The sequence below is a fragment of the Mesorhizobium sp. M0633 genome, from assembly GCF_040320645.1.
Taxonomy (GTDB): Bacteria; Pseudomonadota; Alphaproteobacteria; order Rhizobiales; family Rhizobiaceae; genus Mesorhizobium.
The window spans coordinates 178,998-198,571 of record NZ_JAMYQC010000002.1 but is presented as its reverse complement, the minus strand read 5'-3'; the positions used below and the strand labels follow the sequence as shown (position 1 = coordinate 198,571).

19 protein-coding genes are annotated in these 19,574 nt (G+C 63.9%); 14 read left to right on the top strand and 5 right to left on the bottom strand.

The features are described 5' to 3' along the window. Window positions 1-194: 194 nt before the first annotated feature. From NKI47_RS02905 to NKI47_RS02890, 4 genes are all read right to left on the bottom strand, one after another. On the bottom strand, window positions 195-1,343 hold the full coding sequence (locus NKI47_RS02905; protein WP_352587322.1) for an alcohol dehydrogenase family protein: 1,149 nt from the start codon (window positions 1,341-1,343) through the stop codon (window positions 195-197). A 9-nt stretch (window positions 1,344-1,352) separates the two neighbouring features. After that, on the bottom strand, window positions 1,353-2,732 hold the full coding sequence (locus NKI47_RS02900; RefSeq protein WP_352587319.1) for an aspartate aminotransferase family protein: 1,380 nt from the start codon (window positions 2,730-2,732) through the stop codon (window positions 1,353-1,355). A 35-nt stretch (window positions 2,733-2,767) separates the two neighbouring features. Continuing rightward, window positions 2,768-4,261 (bottom strand): NAD-dependent succinate-semialdehyde dehydrogenase, encoded by a 1,494-nt coding sequence (locus NKI47_RS02895; protein ID WP_352587316.1) that lies wholly within the window; start codon window positions 4,259-4,261, stop codon window positions 2,768-2,770. 127 nt (window positions 4,262-4,388) lie between these two features. Continuing rightward, a complete protein-coding gene (locus NKI47_RS02890) occupies window positions 4,389-4,880 on the bottom strand; it encodes an Lrp/AsnC family transcriptional regulator (protein WP_031211913.1) in 492 nt (163 codons plus the stop codon). Window positions 4,881-4,962: 82 nt separating this feature from the next. Here NKI47_RS02890 and ehuR point away from each other — a divergent pair, with 82 nt between their 5' ends. The 10 genes from ehuR (at window position 4,963) to doeB (ending at window position 14,666) form a co-directional block, all read left to right on the top strand. Continuing rightward, entirely contained in the window at window positions 4,963-6,348 is a 1,386-nt protein-coding gene (ehuR, locus tag NKI47_RS02885; RefSeq protein WP_352587313.1) for a MocR-like ectoine utilization transcription factor EhuR, read from the top strand. Between the two features lie 121 nt (window positions 6,349-6,469). Continuing rightward, window positions 6,470-7,255, top strand: a complete 786-nt coding sequence (ehuA, locus tag NKI47_RS02880) for an ectoine/hydroxyectoine ABC transporter ATP-binding protein EhuA (protein WP_352587310.1) — start codon at window positions 6,470-6,472, stop codon at window positions 7,253-7,255. A gap of 65 nt (window positions 7,256-7,320) precedes the next feature. Next, window positions 7,321-8,172 carry an ectoine/hydroxyectoine ABC transporter substrate-binding protein EhuB gene (gene ehuB, locus NKI47_RS02875; RefSeq protein WP_352587308.1) on the top strand — a complete coding sequence of 284 codons (852 nt, stop codon included), beginning with the start codon at window positions 7,321-7,323 and terminating at the stop codon, window positions 8,170-8,172. A 172-nt stretch (window positions 8,173-8,344) separates the two neighbouring features. Further along, complete coding sequence (gene ehuC, locus NKI47_RS02870) at window positions 8,345-9,004, top strand: ectoine/hydroxyectoine ABC transporter permease subunit EhuC (protein ID WP_254819481.1); 660 nt, start codon at window positions 8,345-8,347, stop codon at window positions 9,002-9,004. 16 nt (window positions 9,005-9,020) lie between these two features. Beyond that, window positions 9,021-9,680, top strand: a complete 660-nt coding sequence (ehuD, locus tag NKI47_RS02865; RefSeq protein ID WP_023677202.1) for an ectoine/hydroxyectoine ABC transporter permease subunit EhuD — start codon at window positions 9,021-9,023, stop codon at window positions 9,678-9,680. Further along, window positions 9,677-10,450 carry an ectoine utilization protein EutA gene (gene eutA, locus NKI47_RS02860; protein ID WP_352587305.1) on the top strand — a complete coding sequence of 258 codons (774 nt, stop codon included), beginning with the start codon at window positions 9,677-9,679 and terminating at the stop codon, window positions 10,448-10,450. Before ehuD ends, eutA begins: the two co-directional genes overlap by 4 nt. Window positions 10,451-10,460: 10 nt before the next feature. Then, window positions 10,461-11,453, top strand: coding sequence for a hydroxyectoine utilization dehydratase EutB (eutB, locus tag NKI47_RS02855; RefSeq protein WP_352587302.1), 993 nt, complete (start codon window positions 10,461-10,463; stop codon window positions 11,451-11,453). Further along, on the top strand, window positions 11,450-12,442 hold the full coding sequence (locus NKI47_RS02850) for a cyclodeaminase (RefSeq protein ID WP_352587299.1): 993 nt from the start codon (window positions 11,450-11,452) through the stop codon (window positions 12,440-12,442). Before eutB ends, NKI47_RS02850 begins: the two co-directional genes overlap by 4 nt. A 38-nt stretch (window positions 12,443-12,480) precedes the next feature. Next, the gene (doeA, locus tag NKI47_RS02845) at window positions 12,481-13,659 is read left to right on the top strand and encodes an ectoine hydrolase DoeA (RefSeq protein ID WP_352587296.1); all 1,179 of its coding nucleotides are present in this window, start codon (window positions 12,481-12,483) and stop codon (window positions 13,657-13,659) included. Window positions 13,660-13,664: 5 nt separating this feature from the next. Then, window positions 13,665-14,666: a N(2)-acetyl-L-2,4-diaminobutanoate deacetylase DoeB gene (doeB, locus tag NKI47_RS02840; protein WP_352587293.1), complete on the top strand. Its 1,002-nt coding sequence runs from the start codon at window positions 13,665-13,667 to the stop codon at window positions 14,664-14,666. Window positions 14,667-14,669: 3 nt separating this feature from the next. Here doeB and NKI47_RS02835 read toward each other — a convergent pair whose 3' ends face one another. Then, window positions 14,670-15,329 carry a GntR family transcriptional regulator gene (locus NKI47_RS02835; RefSeq protein ID WP_352455454.1) on the bottom strand — a complete coding sequence of 220 codons (660 nt, stop codon included), beginning with the start codon at window positions 15,327-15,329 and terminating at the stop codon, window positions 14,670-14,672. Between the two features lie 323 nt (window positions 15,330-15,652). Here NKI47_RS02835 and NKI47_RS02830 point away from each other — a divergent pair, with 323 nt between their 5' ends. Genes NKI47_RS02830 through biuH form a run of 4 tightly spaced genes read left to right on the top strand, consistent with a single transcriptional unit; the run spans window position 15,653 to window position 19,568 of the window. Then, window positions 15,653-16,780, top strand: coding sequence for a BMP family ABC transporter substrate-binding protein (locus NKI47_RS02830; RefSeq protein WP_352576456.1), 1,128 nt, complete (start codon window positions 15,653-15,655; stop codon window positions 16,778-16,780). A 20-nt stretch (window positions 16,781-16,800) separates the two neighbouring features. Further along, a complete protein-coding gene (locus NKI47_RS02825) occupies window positions 16,801-17,925 on the top strand; it encodes an ABC transporter permease (protein WP_352587288.1) in 1,125 nt (374 codons plus the stop codon). After that, window positions 17,925-18,851, top strand: a complete 927-nt coding sequence (locus NKI47_RS02820; protein ID WP_352587285.1) for an ABC transporter permease — start codon at window positions 17,925-17,927, stop codon at window positions 18,849-18,851. The genes NKI47_RS02825 and NKI47_RS02820 overlap by 1 nt, the downstream gene beginning before the upstream one ends. Before the next feature lie 15 nt (window positions 18,852-18,866). Then, window positions 18,867-19,568 carry a biuret amidohydrolase gene (biuH, locus tag NKI47_RS02815; RefSeq protein ID WP_352587282.1) on the top strand — a complete coding sequence of 234 codons (702 nt, stop codon included), beginning with the start codon at window positions 18,867-18,869 and terminating at the stop codon, window positions 19,566-19,568. The last annotated feature ends 6 nt before the right edge of the window (window positions 19,569-19,574 follow it).

The following is a 19,574-nucleotide window of genomic DNA, read 5'->3' as shown; positions in this document are numbered from 1 at the left end:
AAAATGCGGTTCTCTTATAGCGCCATGACCTCAAGGGACGCAAGCGGGGGTTATAAGAAAATCGCGAAAACCTTATAACGCCGCAGGAGAGGTCAGGAATCCTTGTTGCCGGCGTGCAGCCAAATCAGAATGGGTTTGCTCATTCAGATAAACAAAGCCATCACGAAAACGCTGCTTGGATGTGGCGCTCGACCTCACCGCGTCCACGAACGGCCCGAGCCTGTCATAGGCGTTTGTGGTCGACGCGCTATTTTGGCGGCCGCATCCGGAACGACCACCAGCTTGCCGACGAAATCCTTGGCGATGAAATCCGCCTGGGCGCGATGGAAATCGGACAGCTTGTAGACGCCGCCGACCAGCGGCCGGATTTTCTTGTCCTCGATGTAGCGCACTATGCGGCGGAAATCCGCCCGCGTGCCCTGGCTCGAGCCATGCAGTTGGAGCTGTTTCAGGTACATGGTGCGCAGGTCGAGCTGGACGACCGGGCCGGCGATCGCGCCGGCCGTGGTGTAGCGGCCTTCGGGCCTCAAGATGCGCAAGAGGTCATTGAAGATGGCGCCGCCGACCAGGTCGGCGACCACATCGATTGGCCGCCCGCCGGTCGCCTCGTTCACGGCTGCCGGCAGGTCGGCCACGCCACGGGTGATCACCGCCTCGGCGCCGATGTCACGCACGGCCTGTTCCTTGCCCTTGCCGGCAACCGCATAGGGAATGGCGCCGCGTGCCCGCGCCAACTGCACGATGCCGGAGCCGACGCCGCCCGAGGCGCCGGTGACCAGCACGCGCTCACCGGCCTTCAATGCTGCGCGTTCCAGCATCTGTTCGCCGGTGAGGTAGGCGCAGCAGAAAGTGGCGAGCTCGACATCGCTGAGATCGGTATCGACGACATGGGCATTCTCTGCCGGCACCGCCTGATATTCGGCATAGCCGCCGTCGCGGCCGTGGCCCATATAGTCGATGTCGGCGAGTGAATCGTCGTCACGGTTGTAGATCGAGAAGTCGACCATCACTCGCTCGCCGATACGGGTTGGCGAAACGCCGTCGCCGACGGCAACGATGTTGCCGACCGTGTCGGTGCCCTGGATGCGCGGGAAGCTCAGCGTATTGCCCTGACGACGCCAGGTCGACACAGCGGCGGCATCCTCCTCCGTTCCGTAGGCGCCCTGGCGCACCCAGACGTCGGTGTTGTTCATGCCGCAAGCGGTGACCTTGATCAGCACTTCGCCCCGGGCGGGCGAGGGCACTTTCACATCGGTGCGGTAGACGAGCTTTTCCGGCCCGCCGTGCCCGATCAGCTGCACGGCGGCCATGGTGGCGGGGAGGGTTTTGGTCATGGCATTCATGTCGGCTCTTCAGATGTTTGCAAACACGCTCTTCACCGCGTCGGCCGTCTTCGACACGACGATATCGGCCTCTTCCCGCGTCAGGCAGAGCGGCGGCGCGAAACCGAGAATGTCGCCCTGCGGCATGGCCCGGCCGATGACGCCGCTTGCCGCAAGAGCGGTTGCGACCTGCGGCCCGATTTTTTGCGAGGCGTCGAAGAACACGCGATCGTTCTTGTCGGCGACGAACTCGATTGCCGCCAGCATGCCGTCGCCGCGTACCTCGCCGACATTTTTGTGACCACCGACGGCTTTCGTCAGCTCGGCGCGGAAATAGGCACCGGTCTGGCCGGCGTTCCGCACTAGGTCCATCTCGTCGATCAGTTCCAGGTTGGCGACGCCGGCGGCCACGCAGATCGGGTGCGCCGAATAGGTCCAGCCATGGCCGAGCGAGCCGAGCTTGTCGGAACCCTGCACCAGCACCTGCCAGACCTTGTCTGAGACGATGACGCCCGACAGCGGCGCATAGGCCGAGGTCAGGCCCTTGGCGATGGTGATCAGGTCGGGCTTGATGCCGTAGTGGTCGGAGCCGAACATGGTGCCCAGCCGGCCGAAGCCGGTGACGACCTCGTCGGCAACCAGCAGCACGTCGTACTTCTTCAGCACCGCCTGGATCTTTTCCCAGTAGAGGGCAGGTGGCGGCACGATGCCGCCGGTGCCGAGGATCGGCTCACCGATGAACGCGGCGACCGTCTCCGGCCCTTCGGCGAGAATCATCTCCTCGAGCTTGTCGGCACAGTGTTGCGAAAACTGCTCCTCGCTCAGCGAGCGGTCGGCGCGGCGGAAGTAGTAGGGCGCCTCGGTGTGCAGGACCGGCGCACGCGGCAGGTCGAAGGCGTTGTGGAACAGGTCGAGGCCGGTCAGAGATCCGGTCATGATGCCGGAGCCGTGATAGCCGCGCCAGCGCGAGATGATCTTCTTCTTCTCCGGCCGGCCGAGCACGTTGTTGTAGTACCAGATCAGCTTAATGTTGGTTTCGTTGGCATCGGAACCGGAGAGGCCGAAATAGACCCTCGACATGCCCTCGGGCGCGCGGTCGATGATCATCTTGGAAAGGGTGATCGATGCCTCGGTGCCGTGCCCGACATAGGCGTGGTAATAGGCGAGGTTCTTGGCCTGCGCGGCGATGGCGTCGGCTATCTTCTGGCGGCCATAGCCGACATTGACGCAGTAGAGCCCGGCGAAGGCATCGATGCTCTTGCGACCGTTATTGTCCCAGATGGTGACGCCTTCGCCACCGGCGATCACCCGCGTCGGGCTCTCGCCACGCGCGTGCGTTCCCATATGGGTCGAGGGATGGAAGAAGTGATCGCGATCCCAGGCGGCGAGTTCGTTGGACTGGTCGAGCATTTTTTACTCCTTGAAAGCAAAAGCCTGACGGGGCGTTACGCCACGTCGAGGCAGAGATATTTGAAGTCGGTAAAGGCTTCGAGCCCGTGGCGCGAGCCCTCGCGGCCAATGCCGGACTGTTTGACGCCGCCGAAGGGGACCGGCGCGCCGGTGATCTTGACGCGGTTGATGGCGACCATGCCATAGTCGAGCGCGCGGCCCATGCGCAATTGCCTACCGCCGTTTTCGGTGACGACATAGGCGACGAGGCCGTATTCGGTGGCATTGGCGCGGGCGACGACTTCCTCTTCGCTGTCGAAGGGCGTCACGGCCGCAACCGGACCGAAGGTCTCCTCGCGCATGATCAAAGCGTCGTCTCCAACGTCGGCGAGCAGGGTCGGCTGGTAGAACAGCGGCCCGGCAGGATGGCGCTTGCCGCCGGTCAGGCAACGCGCGTCTTTGGCGAGCGCATCGGCCACCTGCTCCTCGACCTTCTTGACCGCGCGTTCGTGCATCAAGGGTCCGATTTCGGTGTCGTCAGCGAGGCCATTGCCGGCCCGCAATGCCTCGACGCGTTTAGCGAAAGCAGCGCAGAACCGATCGTATATCGGACGCTGGACATAGATGCGGTTGGCGGCGAGGCAGTCCTGGCCGGAGGTCGCGAATTTAGCGTCGACGGCTATTCTCACCGCCTTGTCGATATCGGCATCCGCAAAGACGATCAGCGGCGCATGACCGCCGAGTTCCATCACAAGACGCTTCATCGTCGGCGCACTCTGCGCGGCGATCAACCTGCCGACCTCGGTCGAGCCGGTGAAGCTCATGGCGCGGACGCGCGGATCTTCGCACATCCGCCCGACGATGGTCGAAGCCTTGCCGGTGAGAACGTTGAACACGCCAGCCGGCAGGCCGGCACGTTCGCCAAGCTCGGCCAACGCCAGTGCAGACAGCGGCGTTTCCGAGGAAGGATGCGCGACGATGGTGCAGCCGGCGGCGAGGGCGGCCGCCGCCTTGCGGGTCAGCATGGCCACGGGAAAATTCCACGGGGTGACGACGCCGACGACACCAAGCGGTTCGCGTCGCACCACCATCTCGGCATTTGGCAGATGGCTGGTGACGCTTTCGGCGTTGAGGCGTTTGGCCTCCTCGGCATACCATTCGACAAAAGAGGCGGCGTAGTCGATCTCGCCGCGCGATTCCTTCAGCGGCTTGCCTTGTTCTAGCGTCATAAGCAGGGCCAGGTCATTTTTGGCGGCGACGATCAGATCGAACCATTTTCGCAAGATTTTCGACCGTTCCTGCGGCAGCAATGCGCGCCAGGCAGGAAAGGCGCGCGATGCCGCATCGATCGCCAATGTGGTCTGCCGGGCATCGAGCGCGGCAACGAAAGCGACGGTGGATCCGGTGGCCGGATCGGTCACCTCGAAACTCTCCGCGGTCTCGCTCGCCGTCCAGTGGCCAGCGACATAGGCGAGTTCGCGCAGCAGCCGCCGGTCGGCAAGGCGATCAAGCGCTTCATGGCGGTGCGAGCGGGCAAAATGTGCGGACATCATCGGGCTCCCGGTTCGGGTGATGCCGCAAGACTATCTCTGCCGCGCAAACAGAGAGGCTGTTTGCGTGCCTGCACGTAGAGAGATTGTCTCTATTGCCCTGCCCGGCCAGACGATCTCTCCGGTATCAGGAGGATGCCGGCAACAGATCCGCCACTGGCAGCACACTCTCCTCCTTCACCGTCTTGGTGACGATGTAGGTGAAATAGCGGTCGATGCCGATCTCGCGCTCGAGCAGAGTGTCGACCAGCCGCTGATAGGCGTCGATGTCGCGCGCCATCACCTTCAGCAGGTAATCGACGCCGCCGCCGACAGACCAGCAGGCGACGATCTCGGGGATGTCGCGGATGACGCGCTCGAAACGGTCGAAATCGGCCTGGCGGTGGCTAGCCAGCGTTACCTCCATCAGCACGGTGGCGACCGGTGCGATGGCGCGCATGGCGATCCTGGCATGATAGCCGCAGACGATGCCGGCTTTTTCCAGCTTGCGCAGCCGCATCCAGCAAGGCGTCGGCGACAGGCCGACCTTCTCGGCCAACGCCAGCTTGGTGATGCGGCCGTCGCGCTGGATGGCGTCGAGGATTTTCAGGTCGATCGGATCGAGTTTCGCTGCAGCCATGATCGTCCACTTCTAGTGCCGGACACCATGACGGCGCATTATTTCGATTGTCAATTGCACTGATTTCGATCTCTAATAAGTCATGACATTTTGGCGACCAGATCCCGCTCTTATCCGGCGGCCGGCCTATCAATCGCTCGCCGACCAGTTCGCGCGCGCCATCCATGACGGGCGCCTGGCCAATGGCGCGCGCTTGCCGACGCACCGGCAACTGGCCGACGATCTGCAACTTTCCGTGCAGACGGTCAGCCGCGCCTACGAGGAATTGATCCGCCGCGGGCTGGTTTCCGGCGAGGTCGGCCGCGGCAGCTTCGTGCAGACGCAGCGCCGCGAGCCGGAGCCGCCCTATTTGCCGGAGCGGCTGGGCGAGCTCATCGACCTCTCCATCCTGAAGCCGGTCTGCGAACCGATGCATCTGGAGCGGCTGAGGCAGGCGCTGGGCTGGCTCGCCGAAAACCTGCCGTCGAGCTCGGCACTGTCGTTCAGGCCGAACATGGTGTTCCCGCGCCACCGTGCGGTGGGTGTCGAGTGGCTGCGCCTCTGTGGCCTCGACGCGTCGCCGCAGAACATCAGCCTGACCAACGGCGCCACCGCAGGGATGACAGTGGCGCTGATGAGCGTGGCGCCGCCCGGCTCGACCGTCGCCACCGAGGCGATCGGTCACCACACGCTGATCCCGCTGGCGCGTTATCTCGGCTTCAACCTTGAGGGTTTGCCGATCGACGACAATGGGCTGATCCCGGAAGCGCTGGACGAGGCCTGCCGGTTGTCGGACATCCGCGCCGTGTTCGTGCAGCCGTCGGTGATCAACCCTACGGCCACCCTGATGGATGCCGGCCGGCGCGAACAGATTGCCGCCGTTGCGCGCAGGCATGACATCGCCATTATCGAAAACGACGTCCTCGGCCCGTTGGTCGAGGACCGGCCGCCGCCGGTAGCCGCCTTCGCGCCCGAGCGCACGCTCTACGTCACCTCCTTCACCAAGATCGTGGTGCCGGGCCTGCGCATCGGCTATCTCGCGGCGCCCGATCGTTATGTCGCCGCGGTCGCCAATCGCCATCTCGTCTCGAACTGGATGGCGACGCCGTTGGTGGCCGAGATCGCCACCAAATGGGTGACCGACGGCACCGCGATGGAACTCGTGCGATGGCAGCGCCTGGCTTTGCGGCGGCGTCTGGACATAGCCGCCGAGGTGCTTGCCGGAGTGGACTATCGCGCTCATCGCGACGGGCTGCATGTCTGGCTGCAACTGCCCGATGACCGCGGTGAGGAAAGCTTTGTTTCCCAGGCCCGCCTGCAGGGCGTGGCGATCGCGCCCGGCACGTCGTTTCGCATTTCGCAGATGCCTTGGCATCCAGCTGTGCGGATTTCGCTTGGCTCGACCACGGAGGGGGAACTGCGTGCCGGTCTCGGCGTTGTCACCAAGCTTCTGCTCGGCGATCCCGAGCATCTCCTGCTTGCGATCTAGACGGCGAATGGCGCGAAATTGTGCGGAATCCGAAATATTGTCATGATATTATTTTCTTGATTGACATGATTTGCCGCGATCCGCATCGTTAAAGGCAAGCTTCTCCAGCACGGGAAATTCATTGTCGGCTCCCATCATCAAGATCGACGGCATTTCAAAAAGCTTCGGCACCTTCAAGGTGCTGGACGGCCTCTCGATGCAAGTCATGCCCGGCGAGAAGCTGGCACTGATCGGTCCATCGGGTTCGGGCAAGACGACGATCCTGCGCATCCTGATGACGCTAGAGCGTATCGACAGCGGCCACATCCAAGTCGACGGCGAACAGTTGTACCACATGGAGCGTAACGGCCGGCTGCTGACGGCCGATGAACGGCATTTGGCAAAAATGCGCCAGAAGATCGGCATGGTCTTCCAACTGTTCAATCTGTTTCCGCACAAATGTGTCATCGACAATGTGACGCTGGCACCGATGCTGACCAAAGGCGTGCCGCGGGCCGCCGCCGAAAAGCGGGCGATGGAACTGCTCGACATGGTCGGCATGGTCGACAAGGCCAAAGCGATGCCGGCGCAGCTTTCAGGCGGCCAGAAGCAGCGCGTCGCGATTGCGCGGGCGCTGGCGCTGTCGCCGAAAATCATGCTGTTCGACGAGGTCACCTCGGCGCTCGACCCTGAGCTCGTCGACGAGGTGCTCAACGTCATGCGCAAGCTCGCCACCGAGACCGACATGACCATGCTGCTGGTCACCCACGAGATGGGTTTCGCCCATGACTTCGCCGACCGGGTGCTGTTCTTCGATCGCGGCAGAATAGTCGAGGAGGGCAAGCCCGACGAGATTTTCCGCCATCCCAAACAGGAGCGTACGCGAGGTTTCCTGAAGAAGATCATTGCGGCCGGACATCGGGTCTGACTGCCATGCGAGGCGGCGACGCCTCAAGCAAGCCAAGAAGACAGACAAACAAGGAGTTGGGAACAATGAAGAAATTTGCCATTTTGGCCGGCGTCGCCGGTATTGCGCTGACGGCGGTGCTGGCCGCCTCGACGGCCGGCTCGGCCGACGACAGCAAGCTCGAAGAGCTCAAGGCGCAAGGCTTTGCCCGCGTCGCCATCGCCAACGAGCCGCCCTATACGGCGGTCGCTGCCGACGGCAAGGTTTCGGGTGCGGCGCCTGACGTTGCCCGTGAAATCTTCAAGCGCCTTGGCGTCAACGATATCGTCGCCTCGATCTCGGAATATGGCGCCATGATTCCCGGCCTGCAGGCCGGCCGTTTCGACGTCGTCACTGCCGGCCTGTTCATGAAGCCGGAACGTTGTGCTGCGGTCGCCTATTCGGAACCGGTGCTGTGCGACGCCGAGGCGATGCTGGTGAAGAAGGGCAACCCGAAGGGCTTCAAGAGCTACGAGGACGTCGCGAAGGACACGAGCGCCACGATCGGCGCGCCGGGTGGCGGCACTGAAGAGAAGCTGGCGCTCACCGCAGGTGTGCCGCGCGAGCGCGTCATCGTCGTGCCGGACGGCCAGAGCGGCCTGAAGATGCTGCAGGACGGCCGCATCGATGCTTATTCGCTGCCCGTGCTGTCGATTAACGACCTGGTCAAGAAAGCCAATGATCCGAACCTCGAAGTCATCGCGCCGGTGGTCGGTGCGCCGGTCTATTGCGACGGCGCGGCCTTCAAGAAGGGCGACGAAGCGCTGCGCGACGCCTATGATGTCGAGCTGGCGAAACTGAAGAAGTCCGGCGAGTTCGCCAAGATCATCGAGCCTTACGGCTTCTCGGCGGCGGCGGCAATGTCGACGAGCCGCGACAAGCTCTGCTCGGCGAAGTAAAAAGTGCCGCTCACCCTAGCCTCTCCCCGTCAAAAACGGGGAGAGGGGGGCGTCAACGCTGGAGCTTCACCCTTCTCCCCGTCCCTATAACGGGGAGAAGGTGCCGGCAGGCGGATGAGGGGCGGCGCCGGCGTTCTGTAATGATCACCAAGCGAGGAAACGCTTAGCCCCAATGACCCAATGGTCCGGCTATTTCGGCCTGATATTGCAAGGAGCGCTTGTCACCATCGAGCTGACGCTGATGGGGTCGGTGCTGGCCTTGGTCATGGCCTTTCTTGCCGGGCTGGGGCGGCTGTCGCGGTTTTTCGTGCTACGCGCGCTGGCCACCGCCTATATCGAGTTCTTCCGCGGCACCTCGATTTTCGTGCAGCTGTTCTGGGCTTATTTCGTGCTGCCTTTTGCCGGCATTTCGTTGACGCCGCTGCAGGCCGGGGTGCTGGCGCTGGGCCTCAATGTCGGCGCCTATGCGGCGGAAGTGGTGCGTGGCGCCATCAAGTCTATCGGCCGCGAACAATATGAGGCCTGCACCGCCCTCAATCTCGGCCGCTGGCAAGCCATGCGCCATATCATCCTGCCGCAGGCGCTTCTGGTGATGCTGCCAACCTTCGGCAACAACGCCATTGAATTGCTCAAGGCCACCGCCGTCGTTTCGCTAATCTCGCTCGCCGACCTGACCTTCCAGGCGCAGGTGGTGCGCTCGCAGACCGGCAATACTCTGGTGCCGTTCAGCACCATCCTCGTCATCTATTTCGTCCTGGCGCTGCTCATCTCCTGGGGCGTGCGGTCGCTGGAACGCCGCATGGCTCGTGGCCTCGACGGGGTGCGCGTATGATGGATCGGGCCTGCTAATGGAATGGGATTGGGATTTTGTCCGGCAGATCCTGCCGACGCTGATCGAGGGGGTGAAGATCACCATCCTGGCGACGCTGCTCGGCTCGGTACTGGCGGCCATCGTTGGGCTGGGCATCGCGTTGGCGCGCCGGTCGCCGAACAGGGCTCTGTCGCGCACCGTCGGTTTCCTTGCCGAGTTCATCCGTGGCACGCCGCTGTTGGTGCAGCTCTATTTCATCTTCTACGTGCTGCCGGATTTCGGCATCCTGTTGCCGCCGCTGGTGGCGGGCGTCATCGGTCTCGGGCTGCATTACGGCACTTACACGGCCGAGGTCTACCGCGCCGGCATCGATAATGTTCCGCGCGGCCAGTGGGAAGCGGCCAAGGCCTGCAATCTGAACGCCACGCAGACCTGGACGCACATCATCATTCCGCAGGCAATTCCGCCGATGATCCCGGCGCTTGCCAATTATTTCATCGCCATGTTCAAAGAGACGCCGCTGCTGTCGGCGATCACCGTGCTGGAACTGATGAACCAGGCCAAGAGCGTCGCCAATACCTATTATCGGTATATCGAACCGATCACGTTGGTCGGCGCCTTCTTCCTCGCCATCAGCCTGTTCTCGGTGGTGCTGCTGCGCTGGCTGGAACACCGTTATGGGCGGATCGAAAGATGAGCGCTGCACCCGAAATCCGCCTGCATTCGGCCCGGCCGCCGCTCGATGCGCGTCCGCTGGAAAAGCGGGTCGGCCTGATCATCCTTGCCACCGACCATACGAGCGAACCGGATTTTCACCGCATGGTGGCAAGCGACCGCATCGGGGTCTATGTCGCGCGCATCCCCTACGCCAACCCGACGACGCCGGACAATTTGCGCAAGATGCAGCCGTCACTGACGGCGGCCGCGGCCCTGATCCTGCCCGACGAGCCGCTCGATGCGATCTGCTATTCCTGCACCTCGGCCTCCGTCGTGATCGGCGATGCCGAGATCGAGGCCGCGGTGCAGGCCGCGAAACCCGGCGCGCCGGTGGTTACGCCGCCGATGGCCGGCGTGCGCGGCCTGAAGGCGCTGGGCGCCAGGACGATCAGCATTCTTACCCCTTATACGGTCGAGACCAGCCGGCCGATGGCGACCTATTTCAGCGAGCATGGATTCGAGATCGCCAGCTTCACTTGCCTCGGCTTCGAGGACGACCGCGAGATGGCGCGGATTGCGCCGAAATCCTTGGTCGATCTGGCTCGCGAGGCGACGGCCGAACACTCGGACGCGCTGTTTGTCTCCTGCACGGCACTGCGGTCCGCGGCGGCAGTTGTGGGTATGGAAGAGGCCATCGGCCGCCCTGTCGTCACCAGCAACCAGGCGACGGCCTGGAATTGCCTGCGGCTTTGCGGAGATAAGATGTCGCGTCCTGAATTCGGCCGTCTGATGACGCTGCCGCTGAACTGATTTATGAGCCATGACCACGTCCAGGATAAGCCTCTCCGATATCCACGCCGCGCGCGAGCGCATCGCAGGTAAGGTCGAGCGTACGCCGACCGTCACTTCCCGGAGTCTTTCCCAGCACTTGGGCGCTGCTGTTTATCTCAAGCTCGAACATCGGCAGACCACCGGCGCCTTCAAGCTGCGTGGTGCCTCGAACGCTATCGCCTCGCTGACAGAAGAGGAGAGGGCGCGTGGCGTCGTCGCTGCCTCGACCGGCAATCACGGCCGGGCGCTGGCTTATGCCGCTCGACTGCAAGGTATCCACGCGACGATCTGCATGTCGCGGCTGGTGCCGCAGAACAAGCTGGACGAGATCCGCCGGCTCGGCGCCGGGATCCGCATCGTCGGCAACAGCCAGGACGATGCGCAGCAGGAGGTCGAGCGGCTGGTCGCCGAGGACGGGCTGATCATGCTGCCGCCTTTCGACCATCCCGCCATTGTCGCCGGGCAAGGCACGCTCGGGCTGGAGATCATCGAACAGGTTCCTGATGCCGCCCTTGTGCTGGTGCCGCTTTCTGGCGGTGGGCTGGCGGCTGGCGTTGCCGCTGCCGTCAAGGGCGTCAGCCCGGCGACGAAGGTGATGGGTGTTTCAATGGCGCGCGGTGCGGCGATGAAGGCGAGCCTCGACGCCGGACATCCGGTTTTGGTCGAGGAACTGCCGACGCTGGCGGATTCACTCGGCGGCGGCATCGGCCTAGACAACCGGCTGACCTTCTCGATGTGCCGCGACCTGCTCGACGATGTGATCCTGCTCAGCGAGGACGAGATCGCCGCCGGCATCCGCCATGCCTATGAGCAGGAGCGCGAGATCGTCGAAGGCGCCGGCGCGGTCGGCATCGCAGCCGTGCTTGCCGGCAAGGTCAGGGCGAGCGGCCCGACGGTGCTCGTGCTGTCCGGCCGCAACATCGATATGACACTGCACCGCAAGATCATCTGCGGCGAAGCAATTGCGGAGAGCGCAGCATGAGCCGTATGACGATCCTCACCGAAGCTGAATTGCGCAAGATCGTGAAGCTCGATCTCGATGCCATCGCCTGCGTCGAGAACGCGTTCCGGGCGCTCGCTACCTTGCCGGTGGCGATGCCGCCGATCCTGCGGCTGGACATTCCAGAGCATCGCGGCGAGGTCGACGTCAAGACCGCCTATGTACCGGGTATCGACGGTTTTGCGATCAAGATCAGCCCCGGCTTTTTCGATAATCCCAAGCTCGGCCTGCCCAGCGTCAACGGCATGATGGTGCTGCTGTCGGCGAAAACCGGATTGGTCGAGGCGCTGCTGCTCGACAATGGCTATCTCACCGACATCCGCACGGCGGCGGCCGGCGCGGTTGCCGCCAAGCATCTGTCGCGGCCGGGTTCCTCCGTTGCCGCGATCTTCGGCGCCGGTGTTCAGGCCGGACTGCAGCTCGAGGCGCTGATGCTGGTGCGGCCAATCACGGAAGCCCGCATCTGGGCAAGGGATGCCGCCAAGGCCGAGGCCGCGGCCGACGCATTGTCCGAAAGACTGGGCATCGCCGTTCACGCCGAGCCCGACGCGGCAAAGGCTGTGGCCGATGCCGACATCATCGTCACCACGACGCCGTCGACCGAGCCGCTGATCAAGGCCGGCTTCGTCTCCGCCGGCCAGCATATCACTGCCATGGGCTCGGATGCCGAGCACAAGAACGAGATCGCGCCGGCGATCCTGCGCATGGCCGATCTCTACGTCGCCGATAGCGCCAAACAGACGCGCCGGCTGGGCGAGCTGCACCATGCTATCGCGGCGGGCGTGATGGCGTCCGATGCCGAAATCACCGAGCTTGGCCACATCATCGCCGGCGAAAGGCATGGCCGGCGCTCGGACAGCGACATCACCATTGCCGACCTGACCGGCACCGGCGTGCAGGACACGGCGATCGCCACGCTCGCCCGCGACCGTGCGCGTGCAGCCAAGACCGGTACGATTTTCGAAAGCTGATGCTGGCCGCAAGGCCCAACAAACGAGGACCAAGAACAATGCAGCCCAATTTGAAATTCTCGCGCGGCGAATATGCAGAGCGCCTCGCCAAGACGCGGAAGGTCATGGAGGCCAAGGGCGTCGATCTATTGCTCGTCAGCGATCCGTCCAACATGGCTTGGCTGACCGGCTACGACGGCTGGTCGTTCTACGTGCACCAGGCTGTCATCGTGCCGCCGTCGGGCGAGCCGGTGTGGTACGGGCGCGGCCAGGACGCCAACGGCGCCAAGCGCACCGCCTATCTCGCGCACGACAACATCGTCGGCTATGCCGACCACTATGTGCAGTCGACCGAGCGCCATCCGATGGATTTTCTGTCCAGCGTGCTCTCCGATCGCGGCTGGGGCAAGCTCAGCATCGGCGTCGAGATGGACAATTACTGGTTCTCGGCCGCTGCCTTCGCAGCGCTGCAGAGACATCTGCCCAATGCCCGCTTCGTCGACGCCACGGCACTCGTCAACTGGCAGCGCGCAGTGAAGAGCCCGACCGAAATCGACTACATGCGCAAAGCCGCCCGCATCGTCGAGGCAATGCACGAGCGCATTGTCGACAAGATCGAGGTCGGCATGCGCAAATGCGACCTGGTCGCCGAGATCTATGATGCCGGCACGCGCGGCGTCGATGGCATTGGCGGCGACTATCCGGCGATCGTGCCGCTGCTGCCGTCAGGCACTGACGCATCGGCGCCGCATCTGACCTGGGACGACAGGCCGATGAAGTCGGGCGAGGGCACTTTTTTCGAGATTGCCGGCTGCTACAACCGCTACCATTGTCCGCTTTCCCGGACTGTGTTCCTTGGTAAACCGACGCAGGAATTCCTCGATGCCGAAAAGGCGACGCTGGAAGGCATGGAGGCGGGACTTGCCGCCGCCAAGCCCGGCAACACATGCGAGGACATCGCCAACGCCTTCTTCGCGGTGCTGAAGCGGTACGGCATCGTCAAGGACAATCGCACCGGGTACCCGATCGGGCTTTCCTATCCGCCTGACTGGGGCGAGCGCACGATGAGCCTGCGTCCAGGCGACCGCACCGAGTTGAAGCCCGGTATGACCTTCCATTTCATGACCGGCTTGTGGCTTGAGACGATGGGGCTGGAAATCACCGAATCCATCCTGATCACCGAGACGGGCGTCGAGTGCCTGGCGAATGTGCCGCGCAAACTGGTGGTGAAGAATTGAGCCCGATGTCCAGCCTTCGCCCGTCACCGATCACACCGACCGTCGATTGCGAGCGCGACGGCGTGCAGCACGGTTTCCTGCGCCTGCCTTACAGCCGCGACGATTCCGCCTGGGGATCGGTGATGATCCCGATCTGCGTCATCCGCAACGGCAAGGGGCCGAGCGCATTGCTCACCGGCGGCAATCATGGCGACGAGTACGAGGGGCCGCTGGCGCTCTATGACCTCGCCCGTACGCTCGACCCGAAAGACGTCAGCGGCACGATCATCATCGTGCCGGCGATGAACTATCCGGCGTTCCGCGCCGGCACGCGCACCTCGCCGATCGACAAGGGCAATCTAAACCGCAGCTTTCCCGGCCGGCCCGACGGCACGGTGACCGAGAAGATCGCCGATTATTTCCAGCGCGAGCTTCTGCCCCGTACAGACATCGCGCTCGACTTCCACTCCGGCGGCAAGACGCTCGACTTCGTGCCGTTCTGCGCCGCCCACATCCGGCCCGACAAGGTGCTGGAAGCGAAGGGTTTCGCTGCGGTTGAAGCCTTCTCCGCACCATGGTCGATGAAAATGCTGGAGATCGACGCGGTCGGCATGTTCGACACTGCCGCCGAAGAGATGGGCAAGCTGTTCATCACCACCGAGCTTGGCGGCGGCGGGACTTCGCGCGCGGAAACGGTGCGGATCGCACGTCGCGGCGTGCTCAATGTGCTGCGCCATGCCGGCATCGTCGCCGGCGCGGTCGAGATGCAGCCAACCCGCTGGCTCGATATGCCGTCTGGCGATTGCTTCTCGTTCGCCGAGGACGACGGGATGATCGAAACGATGATCGATCTCGGCGAGCCGGTGGCAGAGAACCAGGTGCTGGCACGTATCCATTCCATAGGCCGCACCGGCGGCGCTCCGCAGGAGATCCGCGCCAAAATGTCCGGTCTGTTGGCGGCGCGGCATTTTCCGGGACTGGTCAAGGCCGGCGACTGCGCTGCCGTGGTCGCCGTGCTGGTCGATTGACGGTTAGGAAGCCGATGTCGGGAACGGCTCGGTCCTGCCTTTGGGGCGATCGCCGATCGCAAAGACGGCGCTCGCCTCGCTGACGATCGAGACATGATCCTTGGCGGCTGTTCCGGCCGCCGCACTGTCGCCGCGCATGATTGCGGTGACGATGGCGTCATGTTCTTGCCAGGACTGGGCCAGCCGCCCGGGCAGCATGAATTGCGCGCGCCGGAACGGCGCCAGCCGGCCGCGGGTCATGACGGTCAGTTCATAAATGTGCTTGCTGTGGGCGCCGCGATAGAGCCGGGTGTGGAATTCGGTGTTGAAAAGCTCATACTCTTCTTCGGCACCGAGCTGCACCAAGCGCGCCGAGGCCTGGTGCTCGGCCTCCAGCGTTCGGCGCTCGCCAGCGGTCATGCGCTCGGCCGAGAACCGCGCGCAGATCGCTTCAAGCTCGGCCATGCTTTCGAACATCGAGGCGAGGTGCTCCTGCGTCACCACGGCGACGGTGGCGCCGCGGTTCGGCCGCCTTTCGACCAGCCCCATGGCGCTGAGCCGGCTGAGCGCTTCCCTGATCGGCGTGCGTGAGACGTCGAAGCGGGCGGCGAGCGAGGCCTCGTCGAGCTTTTCGCCCGGGCGCAGGAAACCGGTGACGATCCGGTCGCTGATCGCCCTCACCATCTGATCGACGGTCGTGCCCGACCTGATCAAATTGCGCTTTCCCGACACGTCTCCTCCGTCCAGTCTTTTCGCTAGAGCCGTAAGCCACTCACCGGCTTCGATTCCTCCGCATCTCTGTATGCCTATGTTTTAGCCTTCATGTCAAATTGGCGATTTTGGAGGCAAAAAGTGTATGCAATTGCTCCGGCTTTGTGCAGCCCACATCGACACACTCATTGATATTGCTGAATAAATCTCATTTCTGAAACTGGCATGCTGATTGCATACACTTCTTTCATTGAGGTGTTAACCGGCCCCGAAAGGCCCCACAGAGGGAGCATTCAATGTCCGAGAGATTCATGCTTAGCCGCCGCGACCTGCTCAAGACCTCCGCCGCCGGAGCGGCGCTCGGCCTTGCGTCCGCATCGTTTCCGATCAGCAGGGCCTTCGCCGCGACGGCCACCGTCGGCTTCATCTATGTCGGGCCAAAGGACGATTACGGCTACAACCAGGCGCATGCCGAAGGGGCCGCCACGCTGAAGGGGATCGAAGGAATTTCCGTCGTCGAGGAGGAGAACGTGCCGGAGACGGTCGACGTGCAGAAGACGATGGAATCGATGATCAATCTCGACGGTGCGTCGCTGATCTTCCCGACCTCGTTCGGCTATTTCGATCCGCACATGCTCGCCATGTGCGCGAAATTCCCCGACGTGCAGTTCCGCCATTGTGGTGGCATGTGGAACAAGGACAAGCATCCGATGAATGCCGGTTCCTATTTCGGCTATATCGGCATGGGCCAGTATCTGAACGGCGTCGTCGCCGGTCACACCAGCAAAGCCAAGAAGCTCGGCTTCGTCGCGGCAAAGCCGATCCCGCAGGTGTTGCTCAACATCAATTCCTTCCTGCTCGGCGCGCGCTCGGTCGACCCGACCATCACCTGCCAGGTGATCTTCACCGGCGAGTGGTCGCTGGCGGTCAAGGAGGCGGAGGCCACCAATGCGCTGGTCGACCAGGGTGCCGACGTCATCACCTGCCATGTCGACAGCCCCAAGGTGGTGGTCGAGACGGCGGCCGGGCGTGGCGCCTTCGTCTGCGGCTATCATGCCAACCAGAGCCCGCTGGCGCCGGAAAAATACCTGACCGGCGCGGAATGGAACTGGGCCAAGGTCTACAAGATGTTCGTCGACGATCTGGTGGCCGGCACGCCGCTGCCCAACTTCACGCGCGGCGGCCTGGCCGACGGCTTCGTCAAGATGAGCCCGCTCGGCCCCGCCGTCGGCGACGCCGCCCGCAAGCAGTTCGACGGCACGCTGGCCGAAATGATGAAAGGCGGCTTTTCCGTCATCAAGGGTCCGCTGAAGAGCAACAAGGGCGTCGTCGTCGCGACCGAAGGCCAGGCCTTCGCCGAGACCGCGCTCGAACTCGAAAGCATGGACTACCTGGTCGAGGGCGTCGTCGGTTCGACCGCCTGAACCGGATCGGAGACGGGGCCATGGCAGACACTGTCAGCACTGCGGGCGCACCAGCGCTGTTTGGCGCCAGGAATTATCCGGCGGCGATCGAATGGACGGCGCGGCGGGCGGAAGCCTTCGTCATACCGCTCGCGGCGCTGATCGTCGGCATGGCGCTGTTCAGCGTGTTCATCGCGCTGGTCGGCAAATCGCCGGTGCAACTCTACGAGACGATGTGGCGCGGCGGCTACGGCTCGTGGTTCTCGATCCAGAACTCGCTGTCGCGGGCAGCACCGCTTTTACTGGCAGCGCTCTGCGTGGCGCTGCCGGCACGACTAGGCCTCGTCGTCATCGGCGGCGAAGGCGCGATCGTGCTGGGCGGCGTTGCCGCCGCCGCCATCGGCGTCGCGGCGAATGGCGCGCCGGCTTTTCTGGTCATCCTGCTGATGGGCGTGGCGGGCGTGGTCGCCGGCGGCATCTGGATCGGTGCCGTCGGCGCACTCCGCCACTACCGCGCCGTCAACGAAACCATCTCCAGTCTGCTGATGGCCTATATCGCCATCGCGCTGATGAACCATCTGGTCGAAGGGCCTCTGCGCGATCCGGCTTCGCTCAACAAACCCTCGACCGAGCCGCTGGCGGATGCCTACCGCATCGGCAACATTCCAGGCATGGACGTGCACTGGGGCCTCGTCGTCGGCATTCTCGCCTGCGTCCTGTCCTGGCTGCTGATCGAAAAGACGCGCTGGGGGTTTGCCGCTCGCATCGCCGGCGGCAATGTCAGGGCGGCCCAGGTGCAAGGGCTTGCCGTCGGGCCGCTGATCGTCGGCTTCACCGGGCTCGCCGGCGGCTGTGCCGGGCTGGCCGGCATGCTGGAGGTCGGCGCCGTGCAAGGCAGCGCCAACGCCTCGCTCGCCGCCGGCTACGGCTATACCGGCATCCTCGTCGCCTTCCTCGCCCGCCACAATCCGCTCGCCATCATCCCGGTCGCTTTCCTGCTCGGTGGCATCGGCGCTTCGGGCGGGCTGATCCAGCGCCGCATGGACCTGCCCGACGCCACCGTGCTGGTGCTGCAAGGCATGCTCTTCGTCGTCATCCTGTTCAGCGAAACCTTTTACGGCCGCTTCAAGGTCTTCAATCCCGATCTGTGGAAGAGGGGCTCCTGATGGACGCGACCGAGATCGGCCTGTGGGGCGTGCCGCTCGCCATCCTCGGCGGCGCCATCCGCGTTTCGACGCCCTTCATCTTCGTCTCGCTCGGCGAAGCCATCACCGAGCGCTCCGGCCGCATCAATCTTGGCCTCGAAGGCACGCTGGTCTTCGGTGCGATGACCGCCTACGCCGTCGCGGTGATGACCGGCTCGCCATGGCTCGGCCTGCTGGCTGCCGCAGGTGCCGGTCTTTGCTTCGGGCTGTTCCACGGCTGGATCTGCAAATTCCGCGGGGTGAACGACATCGCCATCGGCATCGCGCTGATGCTGTTCGGCTCCGGTCTCGCCTTCTTCTTCGGCAAGCCGTTCATCCAGCCCTCGGCACCAGACCTGCCGGCCATCGCCTTCGGTGGCTGGTCGGATATCCCGCAGGTGCAGGCGGCGCTCAACGTCAACATCCTGTTCCTGATTGGTGCCGCACTTGCCGTGTTCCTATGGTGGGCCTTCCGCAATACGCGCGCCGGCCTGATCGTGCGCGTCGTCGGCGACAGCTCCGATGCGGCGCGCGCCATGGGCCTCAATCCCAACACCGTGCGCCTGCTTGCGACAGGTGTCGGCGGTGCGCTCGCTGGCATCGGCGGCGCCTATCTGTCGCTCTATTATCCCGGCAGCTGGACCGAACGCATCTCGTCGGGGCAGGGCCTGATGGCGGTGGCGCTGGTCATCTTCGCGCGCTGGAACCCGCTTGGCTGCTTTGCCGCGGCACTGTTGTTCGGCGGCGCCGGCGCGCTGGGCCCGGCGTTGCAGTCGGTCGGGGTGACGCAGGGCTACTATCTCTTCTACGCCGCACCTTACATCCTCACGCTCATCATCATGATCGCCACCTCGTCGCCGAGCCGCTCGCTTGCCGGCGCGCCGGGCGAATTGTCGATCACCAAATGACTGGAGTTTTTTCCGATGAACGCCAGAGCCGAGATCACCCAGCGCTACATCGATGCCGACCCTTATCCATGGCCTTATAATGGCGAGCTCCGGCCGGACAATACGGCACTGATCATCATCGACATGCAGACCGATTTCTGCGGGCCGGGCGGCTATGTCGATCATATGGGCTACGATCTTTCGCTGGTGCGGGCGCCGATCGAGCCGATCAAGTCGGTGCTCGCAGCCATGCGGGCCAAGGGCTACACCATCATCCACACGCGCGAGGGCCACCGGCCCGATCTCGCCGACCTGCCGGCCAACAAGCGCTGGCGTTCGCGCCGCATCAATGCCGGCATCGGCGACCCCGGACCTTGCGGGCGCATCCTGGTGCGCGGCGAACCCGGCTGGGACATCATCCCCGACCTCTATCCGGCGGCGGGCGAACCGATCATCGACAAGCCGGGCAAGGGCTCGTTCTGCGCCACCGACCTGGAGTTGATCCTGCGCCAGCGCGGCATCGACAACATCGTGCTGACCGGCATCACCACCGACGTCTGCGTCCACACGACGATGCGCGAGGCCAACGATCGCGGCTTCGAATGCGTCATGCTGGAGGATTGCTGCGGCGCGACCGATTACGGCAACCATCTCGCCGCGATCAAGATGATCAAGATGCAGGGCGGCGTGTTCGGCGCGGTGTCGAATTCGGCATCCTTCGTCGCGCAGCTGCCGTGAGGACAC

Bases quoted from the DNA above. Each gene is read 5' to 3' on its own strand.
- NKI47_RS02905 (WP_352587322.1), bottom strand. From the start codon at position 1,343: ATGAATGCCATGACCAAAACCCTCCCCGCCACCATGGCCGCCGTGCAG.
- NKI47_RS02900 (WP_352587319.1), bottom strand. From the start codon at position 2,732: ATGCTCGACCAGTCCAACGAACTCGCCGCCTGGGATCGCGATCACTTC.
- NKI47_RS02895 (WP_352587316.1), bottom strand. From the start codon at position 4,261: ATGTCCGCACATTTTGCCCGCTCGCACCGCCATGAAGCGCTTGATCGC.
- NKI47_RS02890 (WP_031211913.1), bottom strand. From the start codon at position 4,880: ATGGCTGCAGCGAAACTCGATCCGATCGACCTGAAAATCCTCGACGCC.
- ehuR (WP_352587313.1), top strand. From the start codon at position 4,963: ATGACATTTTGGCGACCAGATCCCGCTCTTATCCGGCGGCCGGCCTAT.
- ehuB (WP_352587308.1), top strand. From the start codon at position 7,321: ATGAAGAAATTTGCCATTTTGGCCGGCGTCGCCGGTATTGCGCTGACG.
- ehuC (WP_254819481.1), top strand. From the start codon at position 8,345: ATGACCCAATGGTCCGGCTATTTCGGCCTGATATTGCAAGGAGCGCTT.
- ehuD (WP_023677202.1), top strand. From the start codon at position 9,021: ATGGAATGGGATTGGGATTTTGTCCGGCAGATCCTGCCGACGCTGATC.
- eutA (WP_352587305.1), top strand. From the start codon at position 9,677: ATGAGCGCTGCACCCGAAATCCGCCTGCATTCGGCCCGGCCGCCGCTC.
- eutB (WP_352587302.1), top strand. From the start codon at position 10,461: ATGACCACGTCCAGGATAAGCCTCTCCGATATCCACGCCGCGCGCGAG.
- NKI47_RS02850 (WP_352587299.1), top strand. From the start codon at position 11,450: ATGAGCCGTATGACGATCCTCACCGAAGCTGAATTGCGCAAGATCGTG.
- doeA (WP_352587296.1), top strand. From the start codon at position 12,481: ATGCAGCCCAATTTGAAATTCTCGCGCGGCGAATATGCAGAGCGCCTC.
- doeB (WP_352587293.1), top strand. From the start codon at position 13,665: ATGTCCAGCCTTCGCCCGTCACCGATCACACCGACCGTCGATTGCGAG.
- NKI47_RS02835 (WP_352455454.1), bottom strand. From the start codon at position 15,329: ATGGTGAGGGCGATCAGCGACCGGATCGTCACCGGTTTCCTGCGCCCG.
- NKI47_RS02830 (WP_352576456.1), top strand. From the start codon at position 15,653: ATGTCCGAGAGATTCATGCTTAGCCGCCGCGACCTGCTCAAGACCTCC.
- NKI47_RS02825 (WP_352587288.1), top strand. From the start codon at position 16,801: ATGGCAGACACTGTCAGCACTGCGGGCGCACCAGCGCTGTTTGGCGCC.
- NKI47_RS02820 (WP_352587285.1), top strand. From the start codon at position 17,925: ATGGACGCGACCGAGATCGGCCTGTGGGGCGTGCCGCTCGCCATCCTC.
- biuH (WP_352587282.1), top strand. From the start codon at position 18,867: ATGAACGCCAGAGCCGAGATCACCCAGCGCTACATCGATGCCGACCCT.